General features: G+C 39.9%; 21 protein-coding genes and 1 pseudogene. 6 read left to right on the top strand and 16 right to left on the bottom strand.

The features are described from left to right. Positions 1 to 4: 4 nt before the first annotated feature. From ccsA to pyrE, 8 genes are all read right to left on the bottom strand, one after another. Positions 5 to 2623, bottom strand: coding sequence for a cytochrome c biogenesis protein (gene ccsA / locus CVS91_RS02260; RefSeq protein ID WP_107830016.1), 2619 nt, complete (start codon positions 2621 to 2623; stop codon positions 5 to 7). A 16-nt stretch (positions 2624 to 2639) separates the two neighbouring features. After that, positions 2640 to 3569, bottom strand: coding sequence for an NrfD/PsrC family molybdoenzyme membrane anchor subunit (gene nrfD / locus CVS91_RS02255; RefSeq protein WP_107830014.1), 930 nt, complete (start codon positions 3567 to 3569; stop codon positions 2640 to 2642). Position 3570: 1 nt separating this feature from the next. Beyond that, entirely contained in the window at positions 3571 to 4242 is a 672-nt protein-coding gene (locus CVS91_RS02250) for a 4Fe-4S dicluster domain-containing protein (protein ID WP_199906217.1), read from the bottom strand. Positions 4243 to 4261: 19 nt separating this feature from the next. Next, complete coding sequence (locus tag CVS91_RS02245; RefSeq protein WP_107830010.1) at positions 4262 to 5020, bottom strand: FKBP-type peptidyl-prolyl cis-trans isomerase; 759 nt, start codon at positions 5018 to 5020, stop codon at positions 4262 to 4264. Between the two features lie 44 nt (positions 5021 to 5064). Continuing rightward, the gene (locus CVS91_RS02240; protein ID WP_107830008.1) at positions 5065 to 7131 is read right to left on the bottom strand and encodes a cytochrome C; all 2067 of its coding nucleotides are present in this window, start codon (positions 7129 to 7131) and stop codon (positions 5065 to 5067) included. A gap of 95 nt (positions 7132 to 7226) precedes the next feature. Further along, on the bottom strand, positions 7227 to 8654 hold the full coding sequence (locus tag CVS91_RS02235) for a DUF3365 domain-containing protein (RefSeq protein WP_107830006.1): 1428 nt from the start codon (positions 8652 to 8654) through the stop codon (positions 7227 to 7229). Beyond that, entirely contained in the window at positions 8644 to 9333 is a 690-nt protein-coding gene (locus tag CVS91_RS02230; RefSeq protein ID WP_107830004.1) for a response regulator transcription factor, read from the bottom strand. The genes CVS91_RS02235 and CVS91_RS02230 overlap by 11 nt, the downstream gene beginning before the upstream one ends. A gap of 179 nt (positions 9334 to 9512) precedes the next feature. Continuing rightward, on the bottom strand, positions 9513 to 10121 hold the full coding sequence (pyrE, locus tag CVS91_RS02225) for an orotate phosphoribosyltransferase (RefSeq protein WP_107830002.1): 609 nt from the start codon (positions 10119 to 10121) through the stop codon (positions 9513 to 9515). A gap of 119 nt (positions 10122 to 10240) precedes the next feature. On the opposite strand from pyrE, the gene CVS91_RS02220 reads away from it, so the two are divergent. From CVS91_RS02220 to thyX, 3 genes are all read left to right on the top strand, one after another. Further along, positions 10241 to 11608: a Na+/H+ antiporter NhaC family protein gene (locus tag CVS91_RS02220; RefSeq protein WP_107830000.1), complete on the top strand. Its 1368-nt coding sequence runs from the start codon at positions 10241 to 10243 to the stop codon at positions 11606 to 11608. Positions 11609 to 11731: 123 nt separating this feature from the next. Beyond that, positions 11732 to 14200, top strand: coding sequence for a flagellar hook protein FlgE (flgE, locus tag CVS91_RS02215; protein ID WP_107829998.1), 2469 nt, complete (start codon positions 11732 to 11734; stop codon positions 14198 to 14200). 89 nt (positions 14201 to 14289) lie between these two features. Beyond that, complete coding sequence (gene thyX / locus CVS91_RS02210) at positions 14290 to 14916, top strand: FAD-dependent thymidylate synthase (protein ID WP_103632785.1); 627 nt, start codon at positions 14290 to 14292, stop codon at positions 14914 to 14916. 53 nt (positions 14917 to 14969) lie between these two features. Here the strand turns inward: thyX and CVS91_RS02205 are convergent, their stop codons facing one another. From CVS91_RS02205 to ruvC, 8 genes and pseudogenes are all read right to left on the bottom strand, one after another. After that, positions 14970 to 15245 carry a type II toxin-antitoxin system YafQ family toxin gene (locus tag CVS91_RS02205; RefSeq protein WP_107797449.1) on the bottom strand — a complete coding sequence of 92 codons (276 nt, stop codon included), beginning with the start codon at positions 15243 to 15245 and terminating at the stop codon, positions 14970 to 14972. Continuing rightward, the gene (locus tag CVS91_RS02200) at positions 15245 to 15475 is read right to left on the bottom strand and encodes a hypothetical protein (RefSeq protein WP_021088739.1); all 231 of its coding nucleotides are present in this window, start codon (positions 15473 to 15475) and stop codon (positions 15245 to 15247) included. Before CVS91_RS02200 ends, CVS91_RS02205 begins: the two co-directional genes overlap by 1 nt. Before the next feature lie 64 nt (positions 15476 to 15539). Continuing rightward, positions 15540 to 16646, bottom strand: coding sequence for a DNA adenine methylase (locus tag CVS91_RS02195; RefSeq protein WP_107829996.1), 1107 nt, complete (start codon positions 16644 to 16646; stop codon positions 15540 to 15542). Position 16647: 1 nt separating this feature from the next. Further along, positions 16648 to 17163, bottom strand: coding sequence for an S-ribosylhomocysteine lyase (gene luxS, locus CVS91_RS02190; RefSeq protein WP_107829994.1), 516 nt, complete (start codon positions 17161 to 17163; stop codon positions 16648 to 16650). Positions 17164 to 17268: 105 nt separating this feature from the next. Beyond that, on the bottom strand, positions 17269 to 17709 hold the full coding sequence (locus CVS91_RS10635; protein ID WP_258031363.1) for a methyl-accepting chemotaxis protein: 441 nt from the start codon (positions 17707 to 17709) through the stop codon (positions 17269 to 17271). A 753-nt stretch (positions 17710 to 18462) separates the two neighbouring features. Beyond that, a pseudogene (locus CVS91_RS10630) lies at positions 18463 to 19194 on the bottom strand (cache domain-containing protein); the annotation flags it as partial. Between the two features lie 105 nt (positions 19195 to 19299). Further along, positions 19300 to 19989: an MOSC domain-containing protein gene (locus CVS91_RS02180; protein ID WP_107829990.1), complete on the bottom strand. Its 690-nt coding sequence runs from the start codon at positions 19987 to 19989 to the stop codon at positions 19300 to 19302. 16 nt (positions 19990 to 20005) lie between these two features. Beyond that, the gene (ruvC, locus tag CVS91_RS02175) at positions 20006 to 20485 is read right to left on the bottom strand and encodes a crossover junction endodeoxyribonuclease RuvC (RefSeq protein WP_107829988.1); all 480 of its coding nucleotides are present in this window, start codon (positions 20483 to 20485) and stop codon (positions 20006 to 20008) included. Positions 20486 to 20607: 122 nt separating this feature from the next. Between ruvC and dnaA the strand changes: the two genes are divergently transcribed. The 3 genes from dnaA to gyrB all read left to right on the top strand — a co-directional run bounded on the left by dnaA (position 20608) and on the right by gyrB (position 25466). After that, complete coding sequence (gene dnaA, locus CVS91_RS02170) at positions 20608 to 21918, top strand: chromosomal replication initiator protein DnaA (RefSeq protein ID WP_103567040.1); 1311 nt, start codon at positions 20608 to 20610, stop codon at positions 21916 to 21918. Between the two features lie 153 nt (positions 21919 to 22071). Further along, a complete protein-coding gene (gene dnaN, locus CVS91_RS02165) occupies positions 22072 to 23139 on the top strand; it encodes a DNA polymerase III subunit beta (RefSeq protein ID WP_021088742.1) in 1068 nt (355 codons plus the stop codon). Between the two features lie 17 nt (positions 23140 to 23156). Continuing rightward, a complete protein-coding gene (gene gyrB, locus CVS91_RS02160) occupies positions 23157 to 25466 on the top strand; it encodes a DNA topoisomerase (ATP-hydrolyzing) subunit B (RefSeq protein WP_107829987.1) in 2310 nt (769 codons plus the stop codon). Positions 25467 to 25480 lie beyond the last annotated feature (14 nt).

The raw sequence follows: 25480 nt of genomic DNA, 5'->3' as shown, positions 1-25480 counted from the left end.
TCTCCTAAACTACTTTTATATCTCTGCCGCGATAAGCCAGGGCGATCAGCAAGGCAAGAGCTGCCAAGATCAAGTATATCAGCCCAGAAATGCCAAAGCTCTCGCCATTTGCGTATGAGTGAAGCCCGCTAAGGTAGAAATTTACTCCAAAATATGTAAAAAGCACCGAAGCAAATGATAGCACGCTAGCTGTTAAAAAGGCAAAAACACCCCTTAGCTTTGGTATAAATCTCAAGTGAAGCACGATAGCATAGACAATGATCGTGATGTATGACCAGCTCTCTTTGCTGTCCCAGCCCCAGTATCTGCCCCAGCTCTCATTTGCCCAGACGCCGCCTAAGAAATTTCCGATAGTTAGCAAGCTAAGTCCTATGATGAGGCTTAGCTCGTCGGTGGCGGCTAGGTATCTTATCTGCTCGCTAAGCTTTTGTTCGTTTTTGTCATTTTTTAAAGCCATCAAGATAAGTCCCACAAGACCTAGCACAAAGCCAAAGCCCAAAAAGCCGTAGCTTGATGTGATGACGCTTACATGCACGCTAAGCCAAAATGACTTTAAAACTGGGACTAAATTTGTTATCTGTGGGTTTATAAAATTTAGATGAGCAACGAGCAAGCTAACACTTGCAAAGAGCGAAGCAGCGCCTAGTGCGAAGCTTTGATGCTTGAAAAATAGCACTCCAGCTAGCACGCTTATAAGCGAGATATAGACCAAACTCTCATAAGCATCGCTCCAAGGTGCGTGACCTGAGATGTAAGCGCGTAGGGCTAAATTTAGAGCATGCACTATAAACGCAGTAAAAAACGCAAGGCTAAGCGCTCTTTCAAATCTAAATTTCCTCCCAAAAAATAGCCTATAAAAGCCAAGAGCGAGCGAAGCAAGAGCTAGGATCATGTAAAAATAGATAAGAAATTTAAATATCTCCATTTGGTTGTAAAGCACTTCAAGGCCGACCTTTACCTCGCTTGGCGCAAGAGAACCCAAAACGCTTCTTTGATAGCTTGAAATTTGCTCCAAACTCTTATCAGCCCCAGCACACTCGCCACTTTTTACGCAAAGGCTTAAATTTTCTATGTAAGCGCCTAAAACACTTTTAAACTCGTTTGAAATTTCATCTTTGCTAAAGGCTTCATTTACGCCTAGCCACTTGATCGCTTCACCTTTTTTAGTGGGGATAAATTTTAAAATTTCGCCCTTTAGAGCAAGGTATAAGACATTTAGCCTCTCATCAAATTTAATGACATCGCTATCAAATTTATCTCTTTTTGAAGCGGATTTTTCATTTGCAGCTTCTACAAATTTAGCCAGCTTATACTCGCCATTTTCGTTAAAGACGTCATTAAAACTAGCAAATTTCTCACTAACTCCAAGAAGCTCGCCCACGCGCTCACTCGTGATCTTCACTATCCTTTTATCCATCCACTCTTGTGGCGAGATGGCAAAAGAGAGCATCAGCTCATCGCTACTAAGTCCAAAGAGCGTGGTTTTGGTTGAAATTTTGCTTATTACTGCCCTTGTATAAGAGCCAGCTGGTGCGATCCTGCTATCAGTTTGAACTAAAATTTTGGCAAATTTATCTGCGTGAGCTTTAAAATTTATAGCTTCATCGCTTGCGAAATTTGGCGTGGCGTTTAGCAAAATCATGGCTAAAAATGCAAACTGCGTGCCTTTTATGAAGTTACAAAGTCTAAAAAATCGGCTCTTTTTGCTAAATAAATTTCCCACAAAGCCAAGGCAAAGCAGAAAATATCCGATGTAAGTTGGCACTTTGCCAGGATCAAAGCTGATCTCAAAGGCGCTTCCAAGCTCGTCAGCATCGTATGATGACTGAAAAATTTTATAGCCCATGATGCTTAGTGGGTGATTTAGTGAAATTTCATGCTCGCTGCCTGCGATATTTACCCTGCTCGTGTAAGATGATGGGCTATTTAGCCCTGCGTAGCGCTCTAGGATAAATTTATCAAGCCTTAGTGAAAATGGTAAATTTATCGTTCGTGAGCTAAAGTAAAATTTTGCCTCTTGCCCGTCAAAGCTTAAAATGCTTGGCTCAAGATCATATCCAGCGCCACCTTTTAGCTTGGCGGTTTTGCTCTTTTGCCCAGCAAAGCCAGCCTCTATGCTAAGCGTGGCTGGAGCGTTTTTCTCATCCTTTTTGTAGCCAACTATCTTTATCTCAAATTCTTTGCCGTTTATATCTTTTTTGAAGCCAAAGTCGTTTTTGCCAAGCAGGCTAAGTTTTAGTGGATATTCAAAACTTTCATTTGAAATTTGCACCCTTAAATAGGGCTTTGTGCTTTGCATAGAGTTGCCGCTCTCGCCAACTCTTAAGTGCATAACGCCCTCTTCGCCAAAGTATCTTGTAAGCGCAGCACCGATGAAGATCAGAATAAAAGCAAGATGTATCAAAAATGCGCCAAATTTCTTATACATCTTGGTTTTTACGATGCTAATAGCTAAACAAATAGCACAAGCTGCCATGACGCACTCGTACCAGAGCGCCTCATAAACAAGCACTCTAGCCGTCTGTGTGTCATAAAAATTTTCCAAAAAGGTCGCCACCCCTGCACCAAAAGCAAGGATAAATAATAATATTAAAGACAAGCGATAAATATTTAAAATTTTCATCACCTGCCCTTAAGCCTTAAATGCTATAAGTCTGTCCTGCATAAAGTATAAAAACCCTAAGCAATAAAACGCCAACGACTGCTGCAAATGAGCCAAGGTAGAAGCTAAATTTCATCTTGCCAAGTGCGAAATTTAAAACAAGAGGCAAGACAAAGCCAACTAAAACAACCCCAAGCCAGAAGAAATTTGCCCAAACTCCACTATAAAATGCAACTGCCGCGCCTTGCTGATAGCTTGAACCAAGCAAAAGTGAGACAAAAAGCATTAAAATGAGTAAAATTTCGGCGCATAAGACGTAAAACTCCACGCCATGAAGCGAGCCAAGGTCGCTTGAGCGTGGATCTTCTTTGAAAAATAGTGCCGCTATCAAGCTGCTGCCACTTATGCCAGCACTAAGTCCTGAAGCTATGAAAAGCGCTGGTAAAACGGCGGTGTTTAAAAGTGGAAATCTAATAAGCACCGAGATCAAAAAGCCTGTATATGCGCAAATGATAACCGCAAAAAGCAAGCAAAGCGCACTTAAGAGCGGATAAAGTGGCGATAAAATTTTCATCACGCTATCAACAAAGCCACAAAATGGCTTTAACTCCGCGCCAAAGGCGTATAGACACATCAAAAAGCTCAGCGGTATAAAGACACAAAGTCCAGCAACACCGATAGACATAACTGACGTGAAGTTGTAATTAATCAAAATTTTCCAAAACAAAAGTGGTTTTTCAAGGTCAGCTATCAAGCAAACCATACCAAGCATGATGCTAACAAAGGCTAGAAGCGAAGCGGCCTTGAAAAATGGGCTAAAGCTCTCTTGTCTTTTGTAGCGCTTTAGAAGTATGGCAGCTATTAGCGCTCCGCCACTCATACCAGCTAGCAGAAGATAAACAGCGATCGGCCAGCCCCACTCAACTCCGTGCGAAAATGTCGCAGTGAAATTTAATGCACCATCCATCTTACACCCCCACTTTTACTTTAGGAATATATCTAAGGCTTGGTTTTGTGCCAAGTTCTGCTCTTAGCCTTATGCTATCTTTGACAGCTAAAAGCTGGCTAATGTGCGAGCTCTCATCGTTTAAATCGCCAAATACCAAAGCCTCATATCTGCACGCCTCAACGCAGGCTGGATCTTTTTTATCCTTTAAATTTGTATCTATGCAGAAGTTACAGCTTTGGGCTGAGTGACTAAACTTATCGATATATCTCACGTCGTAAGGACAGGCTACGATGCAGTATTTACAGGCGATGCAGTCATCTATGTTTGTAGTTTGGATGCCAGTTTTTATGTCCTTGTGACAGGCTTTTGTTGGGCAAACAGCCACGCAAGGCGCATCCTCACACTGCTGACAAGATACTCTTACATATCTTTTATCAAGCAAATTCTTTGGATCAGTCTTATCCTCTACAAAAAGTCTCATCTGCCCTTTTGGGACTAAATTTACTTTTCTACATGCCACTTCACAGTCCGTGCAGCCAACGCATTTGTTTTGGTCAAATATCATGCCAAAATGTGGTTTTTTCGCACTCTCTTCACTCTTAAAAGCAAAACCACTACTTGCCACGCTAGCACCAGCAGCCACAACTGCCATGCGTTTAAAGAAGGCTCTTCTGCTATTTTGATTTTGCATTTTTAACTCCATTTATGCCTTAATGAGGCTTTTTAATGCCCTCATTTTGCTCTTTTTCATGAATTTTTCTTGCCGCCTCAGCTAGTTCGCCAGGCTTTAAGACCTTAATAAGCTCTATCTCAAAAACGATAGTCTCGCCACCAGGTATCCCCTCCATGCCGCTATCGCCGTATGCAAGCTCAGGTGGGATGACAAATTTAAACTTCTCGCCCTCTTTCATAAGCATAAGTCCCTCTTCAAGTCCAGGGATCAAATTTAGCATCGAAAGATGAGCTGGAGCCTCTTTTGTCTCGTCAAAGACCTTGCCATCGACAAAGCTTGCTTTATAATTTACTATGATGATGCTCTCAGGCTTTGGTGTAGCCCCTTTTGAGCCACCTTTTATGATCTCATATTGTAAATTTGATTTTGTTGTTTTTACATTTTTGTTTTTTGCATTTTTTTCCATGTAGGCTTTGCCTTGGGCTAAATTTTCTTTTAGCTTGGCAGCCTCTTTTTCTTTTACTATCTTCTCTAAGCTTTCAGCCCTTTTGTTTAGTAGCTTTGCTATCTCATCATCACTTAGTTTTAGCTCACTCTTTAGCGCATCGCTAAAGCCTTTTATCACTGCATCAGCGTCATAGCCAACACCTAGTTGTTTTTGATCTAGCAGTCCTTTTAAAACATATCCGCCACTTGTTGCGCCTATGGCATAAGAGTCGTTTGTATCGACATTTGCTAAGAGGCTAGCCACGCTTAGGCTAAGAAGTAGCGAACATTTTAAAAACCCATTTTTCATTTCAAACCCTTAAGATTAAAGGGGCTAAAACTAGCCCCTAAATGCTATAAATTTTTGTTTAGAATTCTCTGAGCTTCTTTTATATACTCTTTAGATGCATCTAGTCTTTGTTTAGTAAATTTAAATCCGTGCATACCCCACGAACCATCTTTTTCGACCATATCGATGATCTCTTGAGCGTTTTGGACAAGCTCATAAACTCTTGCTTTATCACTTGGATCTAGCTTTTTAGTCTCTAGTAGTGAGTAAATTCCCTCGATGCCTATTTTGACCTCTGAGAATTCATTTTTAACTGGAGTTTGCCATCCCATAACCTCATCATAAACTTGTTTTTGGTTTTTGAAGTGAAGTGTTGGTTTTAGCTCAGATAGCACTGGGCTATGGCAGCCTTTATTATCTTTCATATCTTTATCAGCCCAAGATGTTCTAGCGCATGCCCACATCAAATCAACATAGTTGTGGCCATTTTTATCTCTCTCAAAGTGCCAATCTTTAGCATCTCTTGGACCTTTAGCAGCGTCGCCTGGGACAAGAGATTTCTCTTTTGGATCGACCATGATCTTCCAGATGTGAGAACGTCTTTGAGTATCAAAGCCAGCGTTGTCTTGGAACTGAACAGCGTAGAAATTCTCGCAGCTCATCATAAATGGCATGTGGCAAGATGCACAAGTGTTGTTTTTGTGAGTATCTGCTTTTGCTGCGATATATGCTTGAGTCTCGTGACAATCTTTACAATCTTTTTTGATCTTTGGTTTAGTGTAGAACGCACTTAGATAGCCTTGATCTGGGTTGTAATTCATGCCAGTTACGCTCTTATCACCTACAACGTTACCTGTGTTGTCGTGTGGATCGTGGCAAGTGACGCATCTCATACCTTTATCATAGTGAGCGGTAAAGTATGATTGAGAACCTTCTGAGCCGCATCCTGGTCCCATTGATTTAAATTTAGAGCTAAGTGAGAGATCAAGCTTGCCGTTATTAAGTGGGTTAGCTCGCATTAGATCTGGGCTAAAGTTAAATCTTTGGTGACAGCGTTCGCAGTTTGATGTTCTAAAATTTGTAGCTCCATCAAGGTGACCGCCAGCTCCGTGGCACTCCTCACAGCTTACGCCTTTTGAGATAGTGTGTTTTTGAAGCTCTTTGGCATTACCAAGTGCTGCGTAAAATTCTGCTTTTGACTTAAAGTCAAATTTAACTGGGTGGCAAACCTCACAATATGATGAGTTTGCTTGGAAAAACATCGATTTTTTATGTTTTGCGGCGTATGAGGCTAGACCTCTGACATATCCGCCATTATCACCATACTCTTCAAGCGTGCCAGGAAATTCTGGGACAAGCTCTTTTATCTTTTTAACAGTTGCGTCGTCTAAATTTAACGCCCATGTTCTTTGCCATTGGTTACCGCCAGCCACGATCTGACCTGTGCCATCTCTTAGCAAGCCGCCCTCAACGTAGTAAGTACCACGAAGTAGCCATGCATCGACGTATCCCATCTTAGTTCTTAAGTGACCAACGGTTGCGTAGATGACGTCTGGAGTGATACCTTTTGGAAGGATAGAAGCGGTATCTTTGTCAAATACTGGCTCAGTTAGGTTGTTATTGACCTCTGGGTGCTCGCCAGGGAAGCGCATAGTAGTTGCGTGGCGAGATCTGCTCCAGACCTCATACTGAGCTGGGTGACACTCACCGCACTTTTCTGGACCTACAAATTTGTTAGGGAACTGAAGTGATGAAGCAGCTGGAATTCTATACATCATAGAGCTATAGCCCTTACCGCCATCTCTTTTACTAAGCTTTGACATATCAAAGCCATGTCCCTCGGCAAGCCACTCTAAGCCGCGGTCATGAACGACCATTTTGCCGACGGTTTTGCCACCATACTTTGTAAAAATAGGGTGGTTTTTAAATAGCCAGTTATACATCTCTTGCTCTTCTACGACGTAGTCTTGCAAGGAGACAACACCTCTACTTTGCAGTGTGCCTTTAGGATTTGCGATAACATCACGTGCTTTATCGGACATCTGCATATTATGCTCTTCGCAACAGGCTTGTGAAGCAAAGATACTAACACCCATGAGTAAGCCTGCTAAGGCTTTGTGTAAGTTTCTCACGTCTCCTCCTTTGAATTTTTATCCTAAAATCAAAATGATTTCATACTGATAATCTTAACACCAAAAAAGGGCAGAAAAGGGGGAAATTTAACAAATTATAAATTTTCGAAACTAATTGTAAATGCAACGTGGTTTTCATCCACATTTTTAGCAAAGATTAGGGCGTTATTTTTGCGAGCGATAAGACGGCTCATATATAGCCCAAGCCCGCTACCGCTCTCTTTTGTGCTAAAGTGTGGCTCAAAGATGACCTTTAAAAATGAATTTTTTATCGCTCCTGCGTTATTTTGCACGCATAAATTCTTGCGATTATCTTTTAAAAAGGCGCTTATCTTTATCACTCTTGGCTTTGTATAGCTTTGCTTAAATGCATCTTTGGCGTTGTTTATGATGTTTATTAAAATTTGGATTATCTCATTAAAATTTGCAAATACCTCAAAATTTTCTCTCACGTCAAGCTGCACTTCGATCTGATACTTTTTAAGCGTTGCGTTTAAAATTTTTATCGTTTGATTTATCACTTCAAGCACCTTAAATTCTTTTCTCAAGGTATTTGGACTAAAGAAATTTTTAAAGTCATCAACTGTTTCTGACATGAAATTTATCTGCTTGCTAGTCTCTTCTATAAATTCATAAATTTTCGCCTCATCAAGCTTTTTTCGCTCCTGATAGAGCTCTAAATTTATCAAAGCTGAGCTTATCTGAGCAAGCGGCTGCTTCCACTGGTGCGAGATATTGCCTATCATCTCGCCCATAGAGGCTAGGCGGCTTTGATGTATCATCAGCTGCTCAGTCTGCTTTTTGCTCTCCTCACCACGCCTGTGCATCTTATAAACAAGTAGCAAAAATAGCCCAAAGATAAGCGTTATAGCGCTCATTATGACGATGACCTCTTGCAAGTGGTAGGTAAAAATGGCGCGGATTGGTATCTTAAAAGAGATCATCGCGACTGTTTCGTTCACGTCTGGGATCTCTATGCCCTCCATGCCGTATTTTTCTAGCATTTGTTGTGGGGCATTTGCACTGCTATGACAGGCTAGACAGCTTGGACTTTGGTTTTTTATAGGCAGACCCACAAAGAGCTGTGAGCCATTTTCATCTTTTATTATCTTTACAAATTCTTTAAATTTATTCTCTTTAAAGCCATGCAAGACGCCAGCTTCAAATTCATTTGGCTCGTGGGCTTTGTTTAGCGGAGCGATAGCAACTAGCTTGTAGTCAAATTCAAGGTTGTATTTTTTCTTTTGGATGTTGTAAATTTCACGGCTTATATATGAAGATGACAAAAGTCTCTCGTCAAAAAAGTCCTCTTTTAAGATGCCCTGCTCTTTTAACTGCTCGATTAGTGGGCGCTGAACTCCAGCGATGTACTCTCTTACAGAATTTATGCCCTCTAAAACATAATATGCCTCTTTTTTGGCATCTTTCATCGCAAGATCGTTGTAAAAATTTAAAACAAGTGCCGAAACTAGCAGATAGACAAAGATAAAAGCACCGACTATTAGCTGAAATTTATATCTCACAAAGATAGCCCACGCCGTATAAATTTTTGATCACATCTTTGCCAAGCTTTCTTCTAAGCTCTTTTACGATGGTCTTTATCGCCTCTTTTGTAGGCTGCTCGTACTCCCAGATGTAGTCAAATATCTGCTCATAAGTGATGGTTTTATTTTTATTGTTTATAAAATACTCAAAAAGGCGGCTCTCGCTCTTGCTTAGATGAGAAATTTGACCATTTACGTAAAGCGCTTTTTTGCCAAAGTCATACTCAAGCTCGTCATTTAGCCTGATAGTTGGCGTGCGCCCAACTAGCTCAAAAGCCACATCTTCAAGCGCTTTGATGAAAGATTTTTTATCGTATGGCTTTGCAAGATATCTCGTGATCTTTAGCTCAACTGCTCGCCACAAATAGTCCTGCTCGACGTGGCTAGAAAGGATCACGATAGGGATTTTTTGATTGATAGCTCTTACTTTTTTAGCGATCTCAAGACCGTCGATATTTGGCACGCTGATATCAAGCACTAGCGCGTCATACGCCCCGCTCATTGCAAGCTCAAGCGCATCAAAGCCGTCTGTCACGCCTTTAACCTCTGCGAAAAAGAGCTCCAGCGAGGCGCAGATATTTCGCAAAATCGCCTCTTCATCCTCTAAGCAAAGGACCTTTTTGTTTGATAAAACATCTAAAATATCATACTCTTGCATACGTCATCTCATCTCTTAAGCCAAAATGCCGACTTAAATAACACAAAATAAAAATTATTTCATAAATTTACATCATGATCGTAAGATTAAAGTAAAAAATAGGCTCACTACTTAAGTGATAAATTTAAAAGAGAAAGTTAAATTTAGCCAAAGATTTGGCTAAATTTCCTAACTAGCCTTTAGTTACCTCTGCTTCCAGGCTTAATAGCCTTGCTACCGCCTTTGCAAAGCGGACAGCACTCTGGCTCATAAATTTCAAATTCAAAATTTCCTAAAGCGAAAAATGGCTTATCGCTTGGCAGTTTTGCATTTGCCTTAGCTTCATTGTCTAAATTTGCAACCTTGCAAAAGCCGCGGTTTGCAAGTGCCGCAAAGCCAACTACCTCGCCACCAAGGCTCTCTATCACATGCGCTGCCTCAAGTGCTGAGCCACCAGTCGTGATGATGTCTTCGCAAACTATAAATTTCTCGCCCTTTTTCACTTCAAAGCCGCGCCTTAAACTCATCACCCTATCAACACGCTCTGTAAATATAAAACGCTTTTTCGCCGCGCGAGCTAGCTCATATCCAGCTAAAATTCCACCAAGTGCTGGAGAACAAACACTATCAAATTTAATGCCAAATTTCTCTATCACACGCGCTAGCTCATCTGCTAGCTTTGCAGCAAGTGCAGGGTCTTCAAGCACCTTAGCACTTTGCAGATAAAACTGCGAGTGGTTGCCACTACTTAGCAAAAAGTGCCCCTCTAAATACGCCCCAGCGTCCTTATAAATTTTCTCTAAATCCATCGCTTTTTCCTTTTAAAATTTGCCAAAAATCTTAACACATACCCACTTAAGCCACTCTTTTTAAAATTTAATAAGCCCCGCCCTTGTATAATTCTTGCACTCATACAAAAAGGACACACATGTTTCTCTTTAACCCTGTTGTTTTTAGCATTTTGGTGATGACGGTGCTATGTTTGCTGCGCTTTAACATCCTACTTTCTATCCTCATCTCAGCCCTTGTCGCTGGGGTTATGTATAAGCATGGTTTTAGTGGATTTGAAAGTGGTTTGGCAAGCGGTTTTGAGAGCTTTTTTACGGCCTTAAAAGAGACCACGCAAAGCCTCATAAATGGCATGCAAGGCAACCTTGAAACCTCGCTTAGCTACATCTTGCTAGGTGCTCTTGCAGCTGCCATCGCAAATACAAATTTAACAGCCATTTTGATAAATGCAATGAGTAAATTTCTTAGCTCAAACAAGGTCATTTTTACGCTAACTATCGCATTTATCGCTTGTTTGTCTCAAAACTTGATCCCAGTTCATATAGCTTTTATACCTATCTTGATCCCGCCACTTCTTGCCCTTATGAACAAAATGGGCATAGATAGACGCGCGGTGGCTTGTGCTCTTACATTTGGACTGCAAGCGCCTTATGTGAGCATTAGCGTTGGCTTTGGTCTGCTTTTTCACAATATCCTTAAAAAAGAGCTAGCCAACAACGGCATAAACACAACCATCTCAGACATCTCATCAGTCATGTGGATAGGTGGGGCTTCGATGTTTGTGGGGCTCATCTTAGCTATACTTTTTTATAGTAAAAAAAGGATTTATAAAACTTCTAAATTTGAAAAAGCCGAGCTTGATGAGATCGAGCGCGCAAAAAGCCTTGAGATGACTAAAAAAGAGTGGGCGGTCTTAGCTGGTGCAGTTGTCGCCTTTGTCGTGCAAATTTATACTTCGCTCTTGCCACTTGGCGCACTACTTGGGCTTTTGGTCATGGTCGTTTTTGGAGGCATCGAATACAAAAAAGTAGATAAGATCATGGATAATGGCCTTGCTATGATGGGCTTTATCGCATTTATCATGCTTGTTGCTGCGGGATATGGCACTATTTTAAGAGAGAGTGGCGGTATAGACGAGCTTGTAAAATACGCTAGCTTGGTATCTGGCGGCAAGATAGGCGGAGCATTTTTGATGCTACTTATCGGACTTTTAGTCACGATGGGCATAGGCACTAGCTTTGGCACTATCCCTATCTTAGCCTCTATCTACGTACCACTTTGCCTTAGCCTTGGCTTTGGCGTGCCAGCTATCATCTTGCTAGTTGGTATAGCAGCAGCTCTAGGCGACGCTGGAAGCCCGGCAAGCGACAGCACACTTGGGCCGACAAGCGGTCTAAACGCTGATGGTGAGCACAACCACATATATGATACTTGTGTGCCTACGTTTGTATTTTTTAACATCCCACTAATCATCGGTGGCATCGTAGGTGCGTTGATACTTGGATAAAATTTGGCGTTAAAAGCGCCAAATTTCTCTTTTACCTTTTTCTAATTTTGCCGATATAAATTTTGGAACATCTTTTGCTTTGAAAGATTATAAAAATTTTAAAACGAGAAAAAGGATAAGCTCATGATGAGATCACTTTGGTCTGGTGTTTCAGGCCTACAAGCCCACCAGATAGCCATGGACGTAGAAGGCAACAATATCGCAAACGTCAATACCTATGGTTTTAAATACAACCGCGCAAATTTTGCTGATATACTAAGCCAAACTCCAAGAGTTGCTACCGCTCCACAAGGTCAGCTAGGCGGTCAAAACGCTATGCAAATAGGTCTAGGAACGACTATAAACTCAACTACAAGAATTTTCTCACAAGGCACACTAACAGCTACTGATAAGCAAACTGACCTTGCTCTTCAAGGAAATGGTTTTTTTGTCGTCTCTCCAGATGGCGGAACGACAAGATACTATACAAGAAATGGCGACTTTGTTCGTGATAAGGCTGGTAACTTTGTAAATAATAGCGGTTACATCGTTCAAGGCTGGACTAGAGATGACGAGACTGGCACTATCGACTCAACTGGCCCTATAAGCAACATCGTCATCAAAGAAGGTCTTACAACTCCAGCAAGAGCGACAACAGAAGTTAAGATAAAAGGCAACCTTGACTCAGGTAACAGCATCGGTCAAAGAAGCACGCCTATATATGCACTTGACTCAGTTGCAGGCGGCATAGACTATGACAATGATGGCAAAGTGGGTCCAAATGAAGCGCATAATGAAAACGATGTAAATAACGATAAATTTTATACAAACTCAAGGAACGAGCAAATTTTAACAGAGCGTGGTGTCGATCTTGGTGTTACATTTGACGAGCTTGGAAACGGTCTTGCTCTAAGAGACAAACAAGGCATATGGGTAAGCTATGCAAATGCTAAAACACATAAATTTATTATTGGTAGCGGTGATCCGCACGATGTTGGTTCACTTCGTGGGGATCAAACCTTGAACATAACTTTAAACGGCGAAAAAATAGGTCCAAAAACTGTAAATAGTATCAGCGATATTGCAGCTGCTATAAATGCCCAGTATAACAAAACTGGCGTTAGTGCTGAAATTTCAGAGGGCAACAAACTAACACTTATCAATAGAAATAACTCTGGCACTACAAAAGAGACAAAAAACATACACTTAACAGTAAATGGTGGTGATACGTTAGTAGCCGCTATGACAGCACTCGGAGAACCAAATGGTGGCTTAAGAAATCAAGAGATTATCACAGCCTACCAATATGTATATACAAGCTCTCAAACAACAGCTATTCATCAAAATACTGATGCGATGCCAAGACAAGTAACCACCACAGAAGATCTTCGTGCTGCTATGCAAAAAGACGCTAGAGAATATGTTGATTATAATGGCGATGGCAATGGAACAATACCAGCCGATACTGGTGCTGTAGCCGAGATAAAAAGGGTAAAAGCACTTGGATTAACTACAAGTGCTGCTGTTTCTGGTGTGATCAACCCACCTTATAAAGCCAAATATGACGCAGCTGTAGCAGCTCTCCCTACTACTACAAGTGAAGACGATAAAATAAAAGCTGGCCTTAAAGCAGCAGCTGGAAACCTAAATGATGGTGTTAAGATAACAGTAAATAAATCTGGTCAATTTCAACTAGAAAATCCAGCAGATGATGTAGCTGATCAAGCTCTTTATATGACAGTCACTGGACTAACAGAGCCAGCAAAGGATGCTAGCACTGCTGCTGTAAATGAAAACGTTAGACTTACAACAATGATGAAAGCACTTGATGGCGCACTAAGCCCAGGTCAAGCTCAAAGAGCAAGTGGTAAGATGATGATGTCTAGCCACGGCTCAACAGCTGAAATTTTTGACTCGCTTGGCTCAAAACACACTGTTAGTATAAAATGGGCAAAGACAGGCACTACAAAAGATGGTGGAACTGAGTGGAATATGATCATCCAAGTGCCAGAGCCTGCTAAGATAAACTATTCAGGCGAGGGTCCAGACAACGTTGTGACTGGTTCAGTTAGATTTAACTCAAATGGCTCGCTTGCAAGTTTTCACCCATCAACTATAACTTTTTCAGCTAACAACGGCTCACAAGGCGGACAAAGTGTCAATCTAAATTTTGGATTGGGAACAGACTTTAATGGGCTAACAAGCTTTGATAAAGACTCATCAACTGACTCTATCTCACAAGATGGCTATACAGGCGGCACACTAAATGACCTAAAGATCGATGAGACTGGCACTATCATCGGTGCATTTACAAACGGACAAAGCTTTGGTCTAGCTCAAGTGGCACTTGCTAGCTTTACAAACAACGAGGGTCTTCAAAGTGAGGGCGGAAACGTCTTTTCACAAACTGCAAACTCAGGCGAAGCAGTCATCGGCGCAGCAGGCACTGGCGATAAAGGAACGATCGCAGCTTCAAAACTAGAAGCTAGTAACGTCGATCTAAGTCGTGCGCTAACAGATCTTATCGTCATCCAAAGAGGCTTTCAAGCAAACTCAAAAACGATCACAACAAGCGATGAGATGCTAAACACACTTCTTCAACTAAAACAATAATAAAGGGGGCGCTCGCTCCCTTTTAAATTTACAAATAAAATCAGCCTTCTTTTTGTAAAATGCTAAAAAATTTCACAAAAAGAGAAAATATGCAAGTAACACTTCTAAACCACACTCCGTTAAATATCTGCTCTCACGCGATCCGCACATGCTGGCAAAGCTTTGAAAAAGGCGACAATGGCGGCGAAAAAGATGTCGAGCTGATAGATAGGGTGGGTAATAAATTTAAACACGCTTCAACGCTAGAGCATCTTTACTACAACTTCTACATCCAAGGCATCTCGCGCGCACTACTTCAAGAGCTAGCCCGCCACCGCATAGCGAGCCTAAGCGTCAAATCAACCCGCTACACGCTAAAAGAGCTAAAAAAAGAAGAGAAATTTGAAGTAGGGCAGTTTGAGCGTGCAGCTAAATTTATCGTGCTAACAAATGACGAAATGGTCGATAACGCAAGTATAAAAGCGCTTGAAAACTTACGTGAAATTTTAGCCTCAACCACAAAAAGCCTTGATATAGTTAAATACTGCTTGCCAGAGTGCTATAAAACCGAGCTTACGTGGAGCATAAACGCTAGAAGCTTGCAAAATTTCATCTCTCTAAGAAGCTCAAAGTCAGCCCTTTGGGAGATAAGAAATTTAGCAAATGCTATCTACGACGCCTTGCCAAATGAGCATAAATTTATCTTTGAGAAGTGCTTGCCAGAGGATGAGGGTTAAAATTAAGTGCAAAACAGCACCAAAGTATAAATTTAGATATGTAAAAAAGTATTCTAGTATCTTTTAAAAATATCTTGGTGCCTGCCTATTTTAAAAAGCTTTAAAATTTCATCATCTCTTTGATAAATTATTACCAAATCTCCAAAAACGTGGCACTCTCTAAATTCTTTCAAACTTCCAGTAAGCTGATGATCTTTTAAATCATCAGCTAATTTTTCATCATTTTGTAGTTGAAAAACCACCTTTGAAATCGCTTTTTCATCCCATCCTTGCTTTAAAACTAACTTCAAATCCTTTTTGTAAGTGCTAAAAATTTCTAAAACTCTCATCAATGATTTTCTTGTTTTATTTCATTGATCAAGTCATCATGATTTTTGTAAAACCCAACACTTTTTGCGTTTTTTAAATCAAGCAATGTCTGCTCTGTCGGTATCTCTTGCTCTTTTGAACTATTGACATACTTGATTTTATATTTTGGATCCATAGCTTGTGCCATCGCTTTAAATGCCTCAATAGCCTTTTGACTGATATTATCGCCTATTATTGTTATTGTTTGCATAGTATGCCTTTTTGTTTTTTTAGGGATTATATCATTTTTTGTTTTATTGTGTTTTTGTCTAAATTTACTTTTTCAAAACGTAAAGAAGCTCGTCTACGTGGATGTTTCTAGCTTTTAAATTTCTGCTGCCGCGGTAGGCGTTATACTTTTGGCGCAGTAGTTGAACTTTGCCCATTTTATTTAGATTTTTATCAAATTCATCTTGATTGATAAAGCCCTCTGAGTTAAACGAGATAAGCACAAATTTCGCCTTTAAATTTGCTATGAGCTCGAAAAATGCCTCGCTTGCTGATGACTTTTTATTAAAAACTGATCTGTTCCAGTCCTTTGCGATGCCTGAAACTTTTGAAATTTTACTTGGCTCCTCATAGCTTGCGATGAGATTTAGCATGAAGTAGTTTGAGCCGTATGGATGCTGGTTATAAGGTGGATCAAGATAGACTAGATCAAGGCCATCAAGCTCTTTTGCCAGTAAATTTGCGTCCTTTTGATAGACCTCAAATGGCACGCTGAAATTTGAGAAAATTGGCTTAGTCAAATTTATATCAGAAGTGATCCTTGAGATGGCATTTTGCCCCCTGCCACCAAACTGACCGATACCCTCTTTATTTTTATGAAAACCTTTAAAAATTCCACTCGTATTTGCATGAACGCTTGCATTATAAAGTAGTGGAGCTATGAAAAATTTTCTCATCTCCTCTGGCAATATCTCATCTATGAGCCTTCTTGCAGTGTCGATGAATATGGCATTTTTTTTCGTGTAAAAGACCCGCTCGCCAAAAGCTATATTTTCATCATCTTGCGGGGCATAAAGCCTTGTTATAAAGCCCTCAGAAAGCTTGTCTTCTATCTCTTTTTCAAGCTTTTTTTGCCAGAAATTTATCTCATCTCTTAGCTCATTTGTGGCGTTTTGCAGGTAGCATGAGTTTGTGATGAAGCTATAAAGCTCCAAGTCGTTTGCGACTAGAAATTCGCTATTTTGTTTTAAAAACCTAGCCACAACGCCGCTTCCACTAAAGAGGTCGCAGCAACTAAGCTTCTCTTTTTTAAGCTCGTCTTTTGCGTATTTTACGCCTCGCTCGATAAAGCCTAAAAGAGAGCGTTTGTTACCAAGATAGGTTAAAATTTGCTCTTTTAGATAGGCTTGATTTTCTTGTTTTACTGGTTTCAAATCAGTGCTTTTTTAGTCCCATAGCGTCAAGATCGAGCTTGATCTCGTCGTTGTTTATGATGACTAGACCTTGATCTAAAATTTTGCTTGCTATGGCGTGCGCTTCATCAAGTGAGTGCATCTTATAAGTGCCGCATTGAAATTTATTTAGCTCTGGGATCTTATCTTGATCTTTGACCTCTAAGATATCTTTCATCGAAGCAAGCCATGCGTTTTTGACCGCATCTTCGCTAGGTGTGCCGATCACACTCATATAAAAGCCAGTCCTGCAACCCATCGGCGAAATGTCTATGATCTCTACACCGTTGCCATTTAGGTGATTTCTCATAAATCCAGCAAATAGGTGCTCTAAAGTGTGAGTGCCCTTTTCTGGCAAAATTTCCTCATTTGGCTTGCAAAATCTCAAGTCAAAAACGCTGATATCATCGCCCTTTGGGGTCTTCATACTCTTTGCTAGTCTTACTCCTGGGGCTTTCATCTTCACATGATCTACGCAAAAACTATCAAGTAGTGGCATATATTCTCCTTTAAATTTTTGGTAATTTTAGCGTAAAAAAGATTTAAAATTTAAAGGCCCACGTAAATTTACATGAGCCTGGTAATATTTGAGAGATTTTGGGTATTAAAATTTATTTTTTCTAACGTCTGTTAGTATGACCTTCGCCATGCTATCTATCTCGCTAGTTACGTCGTTTGTGTTACTAACGACGCTTCTATTTTCTTTTGTGACGTTATCTATTTGAGCGACACTTCTATTTATCATATTTATGCCCTCAGCCTGCTCTTTTATGCTCTCACTCATCTCGTTTATTGACTGAGCCAATACATTTGTATTTGCCTCGATCTCGCCAAGGCTCTTTTGAGTGCGCTCAGCTAGCTTTCTAACCTCATCAGCCACAACCGCAAAGCCACGTCCATGCTCACCTGCACGGGCTGCTTCTATGGCGGCATTTAGGGCTAGTAAATTTGTCTGATCAGCGATGTCACGGATGATGACGATGATATTTTTGATCTCATCGCTTTGTCTTATGACGTCCCCTGTCTTTTGTGAGATGGCATTCATAGAGCTACTCATCTGCTCAACCGCAGCCGCGCTCTCTTGGATAGAGTCAGCTTGTTTGCTAGCACCATCAGTTAAATTTCTCATAGAGCCAGCAAGCATAGTTGCCTTTTCTTCTAAAATTTGAGCTTGATTTAGGTTGCTATTTAGCATAGCGCTTATAGCATCACCTGCGTTATTTATGCCAACCATCATAGCTTTCAAATCAGCCTCTATGTCATCTCTTAGCTCGATCTTAGCGGTGTAGTCATTATTTGAGTAGGCTTTTAGGATATTTATGACGCTGCCTAAATTTTGACTGATAGAGCTAAAGAAGGTGTTTAGTAGATCTTTTAGCTTGATAAGTGATGGGTTGTTTGGATTCTCACTTAGTTTGACGCCTAAATTTCCTCTTATCATGTTATTTGCAGCTACATTTAGCTCTTCAAGCATGGTGTTGTCTTTTTTGATGCCAGCTATGACTTTGTCGATATTTTTATTTATCTCTTCACTCATCACGCCAAATTCATCAGTTGTGTGGATGTCAAGCTTGCTTGGAGCGGTGCTGCTCTCATAAGTGATAAATTTAAAGGTATCAGAAAGCTTCTCTTGTATAACTCCGATAGGTTTAAGTGAACGTTTTAGTAGCACGAAAACAATAGCTGAAAGTATGACTATAAAGAGCACTGCAAGGGTTAGTTGCGCTTTTAAGATAGGCATAGTATGCTTTGAAAAAGTATCTGCACCTATAGCAACGGTTGCTAGCCAGCCCTCTTCGTTGATAGGTAAAATTTTAGCCGTTACATCTTGGTCTTTAGAGTTTTTGTAAGCTATTAGGCCATTTTCGTCAAATTCTTTATTGGCATATTTTTCTGATACGACCTTTGTAACAGGCAAGATAGTGCCAACCTCTGAAGCTACGTCAGAAAAGAGCATAGTGCCATCTTTTCTCATCACATAAGCATATCCACCATCGCCAGTGTTGCCTATCTCGATGATCTTGTCACTAACTTTTTTTACATCTATATCTATACCAACAACGCCAACAAATTTACCATTTTTATTAACAGGAGCAGTAAAACTCATAACAAGATCATTTGTAGAAGTGACCCTTGGCTCGGTATAAATTTCTTTATTTTTCTCTTTTGTGCTCTTATACCAGCCTCTAGTTCTTGGATCGTAGTTATCAGCTACGGTTGTTCTTTTACCATCTGATTGGAAGAAGTGTCCATCCTCATCGCCGTAATAAATATAGCTCACTGCAGAGTTTGCGACCTTTTTTTCTGATAAGACAAAGTTCATTATCTCATCACCACTTTGAGCGCTCTCAACGACTGATGAAATTTTCTTGATATGCTCTAAATTTTCATCAAAAAAAGTGTTTGCAACACTCTTTATATCTTTAAGGACTTGATCCTCTTTGCCACTGACAAGCTCAACGATCTTGTCCTTTGAAGTAAAATAACTAACCGCCGAGATAGCACAAAACGAGATGATGAGTAAGATCATCAAGGCTAGTGCTATCTTATTTGTGATAGAACGAAACACCTCTGCTCCTTTAAATTTTGTTTGAAATCTATTTGCAAAACAAAATCGGAGCAAAAGTATAAATGTTTATAGTGTTCTCATAAATTCGGTGCTATAAATTCCCTCGATGCGTCTTTTCATATCATCATGCCAGCCATTTGTAAGAGTGGTGAGGGCGTTAAATTTCTCTAGTAAATTTAAATTTTCACTTGGTGCGTAAAATAGCCTATTTATCTCTAAAATGCTCATATGAACGGGGTCACTTTCTACAACCTCTATCATGTCGCCTGCTTTGCACGAGCCTGGCGTAAGAACGCGGTAGTACCAGCCAGTAAGTCCTGTTTCAAAGATGTGAGTAGCCATATTTTCATTGCCCCATCTTTTTGAGAGCTTAAAGCATGGCTTTCTAGGCTGCGAGACTTGAAGCACAAGCGAGCCTACCTTATGGATATCGCCCACGCAGACGCAGCTCTCATCAAGCCCATCAACGCATAAATTCTCCCCCATCGCCCCATAAGCCATATTTTTTAATCCTAAAAATTTCTCCCACTCGGCGTAGTTTGCAAATGAATTTGCAAAGACTGCCTTTTCAGGGCCGCCGTGGTGCTTCGTATCAGCGACGCTATCGCCCTCAAAGCCAAGCTCATTTGCAAAAATTTCGCCATTTTTAGCTACTTTAAAAATAGCTGAGCTCCAAGGTAAATTTAGCTTATCAGTTGCATTTTGCGAGCCATAGTTTTTCACATCTCCAATTAGTAAAGCTTTTAGTGTTGCCATATTTTTCCTATCAAATTTAGTTTATTCTTAAATTATTCGCGTGAGTTAGTGCGATTGCGATCGCATCGGTGATGTCAAGCGGTTTTATCTCTTTGTTTATGCCTAAAATTTTCTTCACCATAAATGCCACCTGCTCTTTGTCAGCCTTTGCCTTGCCAGTGACCGTCTTTTTCACCTGAAGCGGCGTGTATTCGGCAAAGTCCCCATGAAGCTGCAAAATTTTAAGACTAAGTGCCCCGCGAAACTGAGCTAGCTTTAAGACCGTTTTTGGGTTGTAGGCAAAGAAGATGTCCTCTATCGCGACCTCGTCAAATTTATGGTTTTTAAAGATGAGGTCAAGCCCCTCGCAAAGCTCTGTTATTTGGTATTGAAGCGTGTTTGGCTTTATCTTTATAAGCCCAGCTTCAAGAAGAGTAATTTTAAATTTACTCTTTTCAAGTATCGCGTAACCGCAATTTTTCGTGCCTGGATCGATTCCTAAAATTTTCATCACAATCTTTTCAATACTTTTTCACGACTTTTTCACGCCGTGAAAAAGTTTGTCAGAGTTTAACAAAGGTTTTATTAAATTTAAGATAAAATCGCTAATAAAATTCATTAAATAAAAAGGGTTGAAATTTGCTAGCAGACGAGATTTTAGAGCTTTTACAGACAAAAATATCAGCTAATGAATTTGACTGCTACATCAAACAATTAAAATTTAATGAAAAGGCTTCAAACGAAGATTTTATAGTTTTTAACGCCACGAGTGAATTGATGGCTAAATTTATAAAAACTAGATACGCAGAAAAGATCGCCTACCTTTACGAAGTAAAAACCGGCAAAAAGCCAGAGGTCGAGATAACAAGCCAAACAAAGCTAAAAAATATAAAACAAAGCCAAGTAAATGTAAAGCAGATCAAGGCACAAAGCAGCATCTTAAACCCTGGATATACATTTGAAAATTTTGTCTGCGGCGACTCAAATCAGTTTGCATTTTTAAACGCAAAGGCAGTTGCAGACAAGCCTGGCGTGCTTTACAACCCACTTTTTATATATGGCACAACCGGTCTTGGCAAGACGCACCTGCTTCAGTCAGTTGGCAACTACTGCCTAGATCAAGGTAAGGTCGTTATCTGCGTGACGAGCGATCAGTTTATGATTGATTTTACCACGCATCTAAATAGCCACTCGATGACTAAATTTCGTGAGAAATACCGAAACTGCGATGTTTTGCTAATTGACGACGTGCAGTTTCTCGGCAAAACGGATAAAATTCAAGAGGAGTTTTTCAACACCTTTAACGAGCTCATCGCCAAAAAAGGTCAGATCGTCATGACCTCAGACCGCCCAGCAAAGATACTAAAAGGCTTTGATGAGAGGTTAAAGTCTAGGTTTGAACAAAGCATAATGGCTGATATCACCCCGCCTGAGCTTGATACAAAGATAGCCATCATCATCAAAAAATGTGAATTTGACAAAATTTACCTAAACAAAGAGGTCATCGACTATATCGCTACAAACATGGGCGATAATATCCGTGAGATCGAAGGCGCTATCATAAATTTAAACGCCTATGCAAGCTTGATGAGAGTTGAGATAACGCTTGAATTTGCTAAAAATACACTAAAAGATCTCATCAAAGAGAAACATGAAAATATAAATCTTGAAACCATTATAGAGATCGTTAGCAAAGAGCTAAATATCAAGCCAAGCGACATAAAAAGCAAGTCAAGAGTGCAAAACATCGTCGAGGCTAGACGCATCATCATCTACCTTGCGAAGATGCTCACTACAAATTCGATGCCGCAGATCGCAAACTATTTTGGTATGAAAGACCATAGCGCCGTTAGTCACAACATAAAAAAGATAAACGAACTCATGGAGAGCAACGAAATTTTCAACCTCAGAGTGACTGAGATAAAAAATAAAATTTTAACAAAAGGATAAAAACAGAATGAAATTCGTGAATAAATGTGAAGAAATGAAAAATTCTTTTCACATTTTAAATAACGATGCTGGCGTGAGAAAAGATTGTTTTCACACTTTCACGCTACCAACTAATACAACAAAAAGAAAATTAAAAATAAGAGGGAGTATTTAATGAAGGTTTTAATAAACAAAAACATGCTTGAGAGCATAGTAACAAACACTAATCCATATCTCGAAAAAAGAGATCTTAGTGCTATAACTTCTCACATCTATATCTCTGCAAAAGATGGAGTTTTAAACATAAAAGCAACTGATCATGAGATAGGACTAGCATATAAACTAAGCAACGCAAAGATCGTTGATGAGGGCTATGCAACTGCAAATGGTAAAAAACTACTTGACATCATCAAAAGCCTAAAAGATGAAGAGGTAACGCTTGAAACTGTTAATAACTATCTTTACATCAAGCAAAAAAACTCAAAATACAAACTTCCTATGTATAAATTTGAAGACTTCCCAGAGTTTCCAACGATAGAAGGCAAGGCTAAATTTGACATAGACGCCATAATGCTAGGCAGAAGCTTAAAGAAAATTTTGCCGTGCATTGATAGCAATAACCCTAAATTTGAACTAAACGGCGCTTTACTAGACATAAAACAAAACTATATAAATATAGTAGGCACCGATACAAAAAGACTAGCTGTATTTAAATTTGCAAATGAAGCGAGCAATGAGTTTTCACTGATCATCCCTAAAAAAGCAATAAATGAAATTCAAAAGCTATTTTTCGACAAGATAGAAATTTACTATGATGAAAACGTCCTCATAGCTCAAAGCCAAAATTTTGAGTTTTTCACAAAACTGATAAACGGCAAATTCCCTGACTATGAGCGTGTTATACCAAAAGATATCGCTATAAGATTTGAGCTAAGCAGAGATAAGATGGTTGAAGGCATCAAGACTATCTCTATGCTAAGCGATCAGATGAAGATAACTTTTTCAAAAGAGAGCATCACGTTTGAGAGCATCATAGAGGACAACTCAGAAGCAAAAACAATGATAGAGTTTCAAACAGGACTTGAAGAAGATATCAGCATAAATGTAAAAAATAGAAATTTAATAGACTTCCTACAAAGCATAGAAGATGAGAAATTTGAGTTTGGATTTAAAGATAAAAATTTACCTTTCGTTGTTAGCTCAAAAGAGCTTTTAACGGTTATAAGTCCATTAAATATATAAGTTAAAAAAGGTTTATGATGGAAAATAATTACGGCGCAGAAAATATTAAAGTACTAAAAGGACTTGAGGCGGTTAGGAAGCGCCCAGGCATGTATATAGGCGATACTAACATAAGCGGTCTTCACCACATGATCTACGAAGTCGTTGATAACTCTATCGACGAAGCAATGGCAGGATACTGCGATACGATAGATGTTGAGCTTACACGTGAGGGCTCAGCGATCATTAGCGATAATGGCCGTGGTATCCCGGTAGATATGCACCCGACTGAGAAAATTTCAGCTGCAACTGTTGTTCTAACTGTGCTTCACGCTGGTGGTAAATTTGACAAGGACACATATAAGGTCTCAGGCGGTCTTCACGGCGTTGGTGTATCTGTCGTAAATGCCCTTTCTAAAAAACTAGTCGTAAATATCAAACGCGATGGCAAGCTTCACAGACAAGAATTTGCAAAAGGTATCCCTCAAAGCGATCTTGAAGTGATAAAAACTACAAACCGCACAGGCACGCAAGTCGAGTTTTGGCCAGATGATAGCATATTTGAAGTGACTGAATTTGATGATGAAATTTTAGTAAAAAGATTTCGCGAGCTAGCATATCTAAACCCAAAGATAACTATAAATTTTAAAGATCAAAGAAATGGCAGAAGCGAGAGCTTTCACTATGAGGGCGGTTTAGAGAGCTTTGTAACTGATATGAACAAGGCAAACGCTGTCAGCAAAGCAGTCTCATTTAGCGGCGGCGAAGATGATGTGCTTGTTGATTTTGCCCTACTTTATAACGACACTTATAGTGAAAATTTACTAAGCTTTGTAAATAATATCAAAACTCCAGATGGCGGTACTCACGAGGCAGGCTTTAGAGCGGGTCTTACAAGAGTTATCACAAACTACGTTTCAGCAAATGCTGCTGCACGTGAAAAAGATACAAAGATAACTGGTGAAGATATCCGCGAGGGACTTATCGCAGTTGTTAGTGTAAAGGTGCCAGAGCCACAGTTTGAGGGACAAACAAAGGGCAAACTAGGCTCAAGCTACGTAAAACCTATCGTTCAAAAGATGGTTTTTGACGTGCTTACAAAGTATTTTGAAGAAAATCCTATCGAAGCAAGAGCGATAATGGATAAAGCTCTAATGGCAGCTCGTGGTCGCGAGGCCGCTAAAAAAGCTAGAGATTTAACTCGCAAAAAAGAGAGCATGAGCGTAGGCACGCTCCCTGGCAAACTAGCTGACTGCCAGAGCAAAGATCCAGTCATTAGCGAACTATATCTAGTGGAGGGCGACTCTGCTGGCGGTTCAGCAAAGCAAGGACGTGATAGAGTTTTTCAAGCGATATTACCGCTTAAGGGTAAAATTCTAAACGTTGAAAAGTCAAGACTAGATAAAATTTTAAAATCTGATGAGATAAAAAATATGATAACAGCGCTAGGCTGCGGTATCGGAGATGAATTTGACGCTGAAAAGCTTAGATATCATAAGATCATCATCATGACCGATGCTGACGTCGATGGTAGCCACATCCAGACGCTACTTTTAACATTCTTCTTTAGATTTTTAAATAAAGTTGTAGAAAACGGTCACATCTATCTAGCTCAGCCGCCACTTTACCGCTATAAAAAAGGTAAGAAAGAAATTTATCTAAAAGATGAAAAGGCGTTAAACGAATTTCTTATTGAAACTGGCATCGAGGGCGTTGATATAGAGGGCATTGGCAGTGCGGATTTGATTGATTTTTTAAAGATCGTTGCAGCTTATAGAAGCGTCTTAAAAGAGCTTGAAAAACGCTTTAATGTCCTTTCAGCGATCCGCTATATGATAGAAAATCCAGACATCGTCTCAAAAAGCTACAATGAAATTTTTGAAATTTTAAGAGACTTCTTAAAAGCTGAGGGTCACAACATCCTAAACCACTACGTTAGCGAAGATGAGGTTAGAATTTATGTCCAAACTGAAAGCGGCCTAGAAGAGCTTGTGGTAAATGAAAATTTATTTACAAATCCACTCTATGAAGAGGCGCTTTACATCAGCCAAAAGATAAAAGAGCGCGGCCTAGACTTGCATAGTGACGTTATAGACGTGCTTGATGAAGTAGAGAAAAATGCGAAAAAAGGTGCATATATCCAGCGTTACAAAGGTCTTGGTGAGATGAACCCTGAGCAGCTTTGGGAGACTACGATGAACCCTGAGAACAGAAGACTTTTAAAGATCGATATAAACGATGCTATAAGCGCTTCTGATACGTTTAATCTCTTCATGGGCGATGAGGTCGAGCCAAGAAGAAACTACATCCAAGATCACGCAAAAGACGTTAAACACTTGGATATATAAAAGAAAAAGGATAA

Source organism: Campylobacter concisus (assembly GCF_003048985.1).
Classification (GTDB): Bacteria; Campylobacterota; Campylobacteria; order Campylobacterales; family Campylobacteraceae; genus Campylobacter_A; species Campylobacter_A concisus_AY.
Note: the sequence above shows the minus strand (reverse complement) of the source record. Positions and strands in the feature narration are given on the sequence as shown.